At 69.7% G+C, this 7,476-nt stretch carries 5 protein-coding genes and 1 pseudogene; 4 read left to right on the top strand and 2 right to left on the bottom strand.

Annotation, left to right across the window (positions count from 1 at the left end; genetic code table 11):
- Positions 1-435: 435 nt before the first annotated feature.
- The 3 genes from AOK15_RS37030 (at position 436) to AOK15_RS37020 (ending at position 4,851) form a co-directional block, all read left to right on the top strand.
- Positions 436-1,131, top strand: coding sequence for an HAD family hydrolase (locus AOK15_RS37030; RefSeq protein ID WP_055523028.1), 696 nt, complete (start codon positions 436-438; stop codon positions 1,129-1,131).
- A 449-nt stretch (positions 1,132-1,580) separates the two neighbouring features.
- Entirely contained in the window at positions 1,581-3,185 is a 1,605-nt protein-coding gene (locus AOK15_RS37025) for an ABC transporter substrate-binding protein (protein ID WP_055523026.1), read from the top strand.
- 82 nt (positions 3,186-3,267) lie between these two features.
- Complete coding sequence (locus tag AOK15_RS37020; protein WP_055523024.1) at positions 3,268-4,851, top strand: ABC transporter substrate-binding protein; 1,584 nt, start codon at positions 3,268-3,270, stop codon at positions 4,849-4,851.
- A gap of 114 nt (positions 4,852-4,965) precedes the next feature.
- On the opposite strand, the gene AOK15_RS37015 is transcribed toward AOK15_RS37020, so the two are convergent.
- Positions 4,966-5,637 (bottom strand): response regulator, encoded by a 672-nt coding sequence (locus AOK15_RS37015; RefSeq protein WP_055523022.1) that lies wholly within the window; start codon positions 5,635-5,637, stop codon positions 4,966-4,968.
- A 14-nt stretch (positions 5,638-5,651) separates the two neighbouring features.
- The gene (locus AOK15_RS37010) at positions 5,652-6,593 is read right to left on the bottom strand and encodes a RecB family exonuclease (protein ID WP_055523020.1); all 942 of its coding nucleotides are present in this window, start codon (positions 6,591-6,593) and stop codon (positions 5,652-5,654) included.
- A gap of 242 nt (positions 6,594-6,835) precedes the next feature.
- On the opposite strand from AOK15_RS37010, the pseudogene AOK15_RS37005 reads away from it, so the two are divergent.
- A pseudogene (locus tag AOK15_RS37005) lies at positions 6,836-7,476 on the top strand (hypothetical protein); the annotation flags it as partial.

Here is a 7,476-nt window from a genome sequence, read left to right as displayed (position 1 = left end):
ACCTGACCAAGCACTACTAGTGCTGTGACCGGAAAGGTTCACCGGCTCGCGACGCCCGGCACGGCACCTCGCGGCGTTGTCGCATGACCCGAGTACATCCAGTACGCGGGTCATGCTCCGCCTTGCGAGGCTCCCCCACTGCCTGAACGGCGTGGGAGGTGCCCCCAGCACCGGACGCCGCGAGCTTTCCGGCAAACCTTTCCGGTCACAGCACCAGCCCGCGTCCGCGGTCCGGCAGGGTGCGCGGGCGCCGGTGACGAGGAGCCGCGGGCGCCCGGTCGCGAGCCCGGCGTGCCCGGTCGCGGGCCCGGTCCGGCCTCGGCTCGGCCTCGACGAAAGGCGCTTCGTCGCGCGGCGTCGTACACTGGTCGGTCCACCGCAGGCCGGTTCCCCACCCGGGAACCGGCCTGCTCGTCCCACAAGGAGGTGCGCCGGATGACCACGACGATCCCCGCGCTAGGAACCCGGACGGCCGAAGGCTCCGCCCTGCAGGCCGTGCTCCTCGACATGGACGGAACCCTGGTGGACACCGAGGGTTTCTGGTGGGACGTGGAGGTCGAGGTCTTCCGCTCCCTCGGCCACACCCTCGACGAGTCCTGGCGCCATGTCGTGGTCGGCGGCCCCATGAGCCGCAGCGCGGGCTTCCTCATCGAGGCCACCGGCGCCGACATCACCCTCGCCGACCTGTCCGTGCTGCTCAACGACGGCTTCGAGGCCCGGATCGGACACGCCCTGCCGCTGATGCCCGGTGCGACGAGGCTCCTCGGCGAACTCGCCGCGCACGGCGTCCCCACCGCCCTGGTCTCCGCATCCCACCGGCGCATCATCGACCGCGTCCTCACCACCCTCGGCCACCAGCACTTCGCCCTGACCGTCGCCGGCGACGAGGTGGAACGCACCAAGCCGTTCCCCGACCCCTACCTCCTGGCAGCCGCCGGGCTGGGCGCCGACCCGGTCCGGTGCGCGGTCATCGAGGACACCGCGACCGGTGTCGCGGCCGCCGAGGCGGCGGGCTGCCACGTCGTCGCCGTGCCCTCCGTGGCCCCCATCACCCCCGCCGCCCGGCGTACCGTCGTGACCTCGCTGGAAGAAGTCGACCTGCCATTCCTGCACGGCCTGATCACGCTCTGACGGCGACGGAAAGGGACCCGTCCATGCACCCAGCGTGAACAATTGAAAGCACAATAAAACTCAAGATCATTATCGGGCTCCCGGCGTCCGGAATTCCGGCCGGGAAAAACCGAATTCCCGCCATCGGGAAGCCCCCTCAGCCTGTGACGTTGACCACTCGGACCCGGCCCCCGCGGTCGGGCCGGGCGCGTCCAAACCCCGCTTTCGGGGGCGATTGACGCACCCAAGTGTCCCGATTGGTGCAGGGTGCACCAAACATTCCACCGATGCCCTCATCCGTGCGTCCACACCCGGCTCCACAGCGTGAGGGGAACTCAACTCCGGTGCGCGCGGGCGCCTTACACGAGGCGGGCTAATCTCGACGCGGAAACATCGCCGTACCGCCCGGGACCCGCCCGCACCACCCCGCAGGCATCCGTCCCGGAATTGAGCTCTGGAGAAACTCGAGCATGAACCGCAAGACCCTGGTGCTGCCGGCCGTCCTCGGCCTGCTCGCCCCGGTGATCGCCGCCTGCGGCGGCACCGGCGGCGCGAGCAGCGACGGCGACGCGATCGTCGTCGGCACCACCGACCGGTTCACCGCTTCGAAGGAGGCCCCGGCCCCGATCGACCCGGCCTACGCCTACGACGTCGGCACCTGGAACATCCTCCGCCAGACCGTCCAGACCCTCCTCGTCCAGCCCAGCGGCGACGGCGAACCGGAGCCCGAGGCCGCCTCCCGCTGCGGCTTCACCGACACCGGCAGCGAGCGCTACGTCTGCACCCTGCGCGACGGCCTCAAGTTCGCCGACGGCAGCCCGATCACCGCCGAGGACGTCAAGTTCTCCATCGACCGCGCCCGCTCCATCAAGGCCGACAGCGGTGTCTTCGCCCTGCTGTCCACCATCGACCTCGTCGAGACCAAGGGCGACAAGCAGGTCATCTTCCACCTCAACGGGCCCGACGCCACCCTCCCGTACAAGCTGTCCACCCCCGTCGCCGGCATCGTGAACCCCGCCGACTACGACAAGGACAAGCTCCGCGACGGCTTCAAGGTCGACGGCTCCGGGCCCTACACCCTGGACGCCGAGGTCGAGAACAACGAACTCGTCAAGGCCGTCTTCACCAAGAACCCCCACTACCGGGGCCACTTGGACCCGAAGAACGACCAGATCGAACTGCGTTCCTTCGCCGACCCCGACGCCATGGGCAGCGCGCTCGAGAACGGCGACGTCGACCTGATGACCCGGACCATGACGCCGGCGCAGATCGCCAAGTACGGCAAGTCCGAGGACAAGAACATCGACCTCGTCGAGTCCTCCGGTCTGGAGATCCGCTACCTCGCCTTCAACACCGACGCGTCTCCGGTCAAGAGCACCGCAGTCCGCCGGGCCGTCGCCCAGATCATCGACCGCGGCGCACTCGTCTCCAAGGTTTACGGCTCCCAGTCCGAGCCCCTCTTCTCGATCGTCCCGGCGGGCATCACCGGCCACTCCAACTCGTTCTTCAACAAGTACGGCGACCCCAGCGTCTCCAAGGCCACCGAGACCCTGAAGCAGGCCGGCATCACCACCCCGGTCAAGCTGACCCTGCACTACACGACCGACCACTACGGCGCCGCCACGAAGACCGAGTTCGAGGTCCTGAAGAAGCAGCTCGACGACAGCGGCCTGTTCGACGTCACCATCAAGGGCGCCCCCTGGTCCACGTTCCGTCCCGCGGAACAAAAGGGCAAGTACGCCGTCTACGGCATGGGCTGGTTCCCGGACTTCCCGGATGCCGACAACTACCTCGCGCCCTTCCTCGACAAGGACAACTTCCTCAACTCGCCGTATGACAACAGCGAGATCCGCAGCAAGCTGATCCCCGAGTCCCGCCGCGAGGCCGACCGGCTCACGGCCTCGGAGAGCCTCACCGGCATCCAGGACATCGTCGCCGACGAGGTACCGATCCTCCCGCTGTGGCAGGGCAACCAGTACGTGGCCGCCCGCGACGACGTCACCGGCGCCGAGTACGCCCTCAACTCCGCCTCCACGCTCCAGCTGTGGCAGCTCGGCCGCGGCATCGACGACTGACCGTCACTCTTCACTCCGCGCGCCGCAACCCGGGGGAGTCCGGCGCGTCCCGACACCCGACGACGACACAAGGCACTCACACGTGAACATGCGCACCCAGTGGTCCGTCCTGACCATCGCGACAGGGCTGGCCGCCGGCCTGCTGACCGGCTGCGGCTCCGAATCCGGGGGGACCGGGGACTCTGGCTCCAACGTGGTGCTGGGGATGTCCGACGACGTCCTGGCCACCGACCCCGCCTCCGGCTACGACCCGGGTTCCTGGCTCCTCTTCAACAACGTCTTCCAGTCGTTGCTGAGCTTCCCCAACGGCGCCACCGAGCCCGAGCCGGACCTCGCCGACGAGTGCTCCTTCGCCGACTCCAGGACCACCGTCTACGAGTGCACCCTGAAGAAGGGCCTGAAGTTCAGCAACGGTGAGGACCTCACCGCGAAGGACGTCAAGTTCTCCTTCGACCGCATGCTGAAGATCAACGACGACGCCGGCCCGGCGATCATGTTCCCCATGCTCGACAACGTCGAGACGCCGGACGACACCACCGTCCGCTTCAACCTGAAGTACGCCGACGCCACCTTCCCCAGCAAGATCGCCTCCGGTGCCGGCGCCATCGTCGACGAGAGCTCCTACGACGCCGACGGCCTCCGCAAGGACGGCGAAGCGGTCGGCTCCGGCCCCTACACGCTGGAGTCCTTCGGCAAGGACCAGGCCGTCTTCGCCGTCAACGACAACTACAAGGGCGCCGCCGACGTCGAGAACGAGGGCATCACCCTCAAGTTCTTCCACGGCAAGCAGGACGCCCTGAAGAAGGCCCTCCTGGAGGGCGAGGTCGACGTCGCCTTCCGCGGCCTCAGCGCCGGAGCCATCTCCGACATCGAGACCGACACCTCCACCGCCAGCGGCGTCGAACTCGTCGACGGCACCGGCGCCGAGGTCCAGCACCTGGTCTTCAACATGAACGACCCGGTCACCGGCAAGATCGGCGTCCGCCGCGCCATCGCCCACCTCCTCGACCGCGAGGCCCTCGTCGACGAGGTCTACCAGGGCACCGCCACCCCGCTGTACTCGATCATCCCGGCGGGCATCACCGGCCACAACACCGCCTTCTTCGACACCTACGGCGCCCGCCCCTCGAAGGCCAAGGCCCAGGCCGCCCTGCGCGCCGACGGCATCACCGACAAGGTCGAACTCACCCTCTGGTCCACGCCGTCCCGTTACGGCCCCTCCACCGACCAGGAGCTCGAGGCCGTCGCCAAGCAGCTCAACGACTCCGGCCTGTTCGACGCCAAGGTCAAGTCCGTCGAGTTCGCCCGGTACGAGAAGGACATAGCCGCCGGCAAGTACGGCCTCTACGTCAAGGGCTGGGTCCCGGACTACCCGGACCCCGACAACTTCACCAGCCCCTTCTTCGGCAAGGGCAACGTCCTCGACAACAACTACACCAACAAGACCATCACCGGTGATCTCCTGCCGAGCACGGCCGCCCAGAGCGACCGCTCCGCCACCGAGCAGGAGTACGCCGAACTGCAGAACCTCGTCGCCGAGGAGGTCCCCCTCCTCCCCGTCTGGCAGGCCAAGCAGTACGCCGTCATCCGCCAGAACGTCTACGGCCTCGAGTACTGCCTCGACGCGTCCACCGTGTTCCGCTTCTGGGAGATCAGCAAGGACTGACAGTTCGTCCCCTGACGGCCCACCGGCCGTTGACGGACCACCCCCGTCCCACACCCGAGGGCGCCCCCTTCACCACGAAGAGGGCGCCCTCGGCGCGTCGTCGACCCGTGTCCGCTACTGCGCGCCGGGACGCACCAGCCCGCTCTCGTACGCGTACACCGCGGCCTGCACCCGGTCCCGCAGCCCCAACTTGGTGAGCACATGCCCCACATGCGTCTTCACCGTCGTCTCGCTGACGAACAGATCGGCCGCGATCTCCGCGTTCGACAGACCCCGCGCCACCAGCTTCAGCACCTCGACCTCACGGTCGGTCAGCGTGTGCAGCGTGTCCGGCACCGGCTCGTCCCCCGACGGCAGATGCTCCGCGTACTTGTCGAGGAGCCGGCGCGTGATGCTCGGCGCCAGCATCGCCTCACCGCCCGCGACCACCCGGATCGCCTGCACCAGCTCGTGCGCGGGCGCGTCCTTCAACAGGAACCCACTGGCCCCCGCCCGCAACGCCTCCACCACGTACTCGTCCAGATCGAACGTCGTCAGCACCAACACCTTCGCCGGACCGTCCCGCCCGGGACCGGTGATCTGACGGGTCGCCTCCACCCCGTCCATACGGGGCATGCGAATATCCATCAGAACCACATCGGGCTGCAACGCCCGCACCTGGTCGAGCGCCTGGAGGCCGTCTCCGGCCTCCCCGACGACCGCGAGATCCTGCTCCGCCTCCAGAATCATCCGGAAGCCGGTACGCAGCAGCGGCTGGTCGTCGACCAGTAGGACGCGGATGGCCACGAAAATCTCCTTCGCTAGTCCGGGCCCATTCTGCCCTGCGCCCCGGCGGGAGACTCCGGCGACCTCACCTGCAACGGATACGGCGGGGGAGTACCACCGAATTCCGGACACACCGCCTGGTGGTCGCACCAGCCGCACAGCTTCGTCGGCCGAGGCCGCCACTCACCGGTCTCCGTGGCCAGCCGGATCGCCTCCCACAGCGCGAGCAGCTTGCGCTCCACCCGCTCCAGATCCGCCATCACCGGGTCGTACGTCAGCACATCGCCACTGCCCAGATACACCAGCTGGAGCCGGCGCGGCACCACCCGCTTCAGCCGCCACACCACCAGCGCGTAGAACTTCATCTGGAACAGCGCGCCCTCCGCGTACTCGGGCCGCGGCGCCTTCCCCGTCTTGTAGTCGACGATCCGCACCTCACCCGTCGGCGCCACGTCCACCCGGTCGATGATCCCGCGCAGCCTGAGCCCAGAGTCCAGCTCCGTCTCCACGAAGAGCTCCCGCTCGACCGGCTCCAACCGGGTCGGGTCCTCCAGCGTGAACCAGCGCTCCACCAACCGCTCGGCCTCCGCCAGCCAGCCCGCGAGCCGCTCGCCCTCCGGGTCGTCCGCGAACAGCTCCACGACCTCCGGCCGCGACTCCCGCAGCCGGTCCCACTGCGCCGGCACCAGCGACCTGGCCTTCGGCGCCGTCCGCTCCGCCGCCGGCGTGTCGAACAGCCGCTCAAGCACCGCGTGCACCAGGGTGCCCCGCGTCGCCGCCTCGCTCGGTTTCTCCGGCAGCCGGTCGATCACCCGGAACCGGTACAGCAGCGGACACTGCATGAAGTCACTGGCCCGCGAGGGCGACAACGAGGCCGGGGGCGCCGCCTCCCGCGCAGGGCGCGCGCCCTCTTCGCCGGTGCCGTCCACCGCGCCGGAGGGGCTGTCGGCGCCGGTGCCGTCGGTGCTGGTTTCCATGACGACAGACCATACGGCCCACCACTGACAGTGACCGCCACGGGCCGCCCGCGACGGACGCCGACCGGCCCGCATGTCCCCGGACCACCCCCGCCCATGGAGAGGCCCGTGTGCCTGCTGCGACGCGGGGAAAACTGAGGGGGTGCCGGGGCGGAACCCATGACGAGGAACGCATAGCATCGACCACAGACCCTTCCGCCCCTAGACACGGGCGCGGAAGACGCTTCGAACGAGGGGACATCGTGGAGACGAGCGGCGGGAGCGGGCAGCCGCGGTCGGGCAACGACGACGCGACCGAACACACGGACGGCGAGACCACCCACACCGCCGACCTCGCCCCCACCAACCCTGCCGAACCGACACCCGAGGGCACCCCCGCCCCCCGTCGAGACCCGCAGACCACGGAGCGCGCCGAGGGTGCCGAACCCTCGGACCTCACGGACGAGACCGGGGCGGACACCAAGGTCGCCGGGGGAGCCGAGAAGCAGGGCGGCACCGAGGGCGCCCGGACGCCGGGGGAGGCCGCCGGAGACGCGGGAGAGTTCGCTGAGCCGGACGCTCCCGAGAAGCCCGCGGACACGGGCCCCAGTAGGGGCGCCGAGGCCGCCACCGGCCGACCGGATCGCCGCGCAACCGCCGACGGCGCCGACCAGCGCGAGGCCCCGACGCCCCCCGGTCACTTCGACCGACCGGACGCCGCCGAGAACCCCCAGTCGCCCGCTGCCGCGCAGCAGCCATCCGCCAACGCGCAGCCGTCCGAGCACCCCTCGCTCTCGGTGGACGCGCAGCCCTCCGAGGAGCCCCGCCCCGTCGACGGCTCTCGGCGGCCCGCGGACGACCTTCCTCCGGAGGACCACCGGCGAGCCGCGGGCACCCCCTCCCC

Source organism: Streptomyces ossamyceticus, from assembly GCF_001418475.1.
Classification (GTDB): domain Bacteria; phylum Actinomycetota; class Actinomycetes; order Streptomycetales; family Streptomycetaceae; genus Streptomyces; species Streptomyces ossamyceticus.
The sequence above is the reverse complement of the archived record's forward strand: the minus strand, read 5'-3'. Positions and strand labels throughout refer to the sequence as shown.

Coding starts and splice junctions, on each gene's coding strand:
- AOK15_RS37030 (WP_055523028.1), top strand. CDS start 436: ATGACCACGACGATCCCCGCGCTAGGAACCCGGACGGCCGAAGGCTCC.
- AOK15_RS37025 (WP_055523026.1), top strand. CDS start 1,581: ATGAACCGCAAGACCCTGGTGCTGCCGGCCGTCCTCGGCCTGCTCGCC.
- AOK15_RS37010 (WP_055523020.1), bottom strand. CDS start 6,593: ATGGAAACCAGCACCGACGGCACCGGCGCCGACAGCCCCTCCGGCGCG.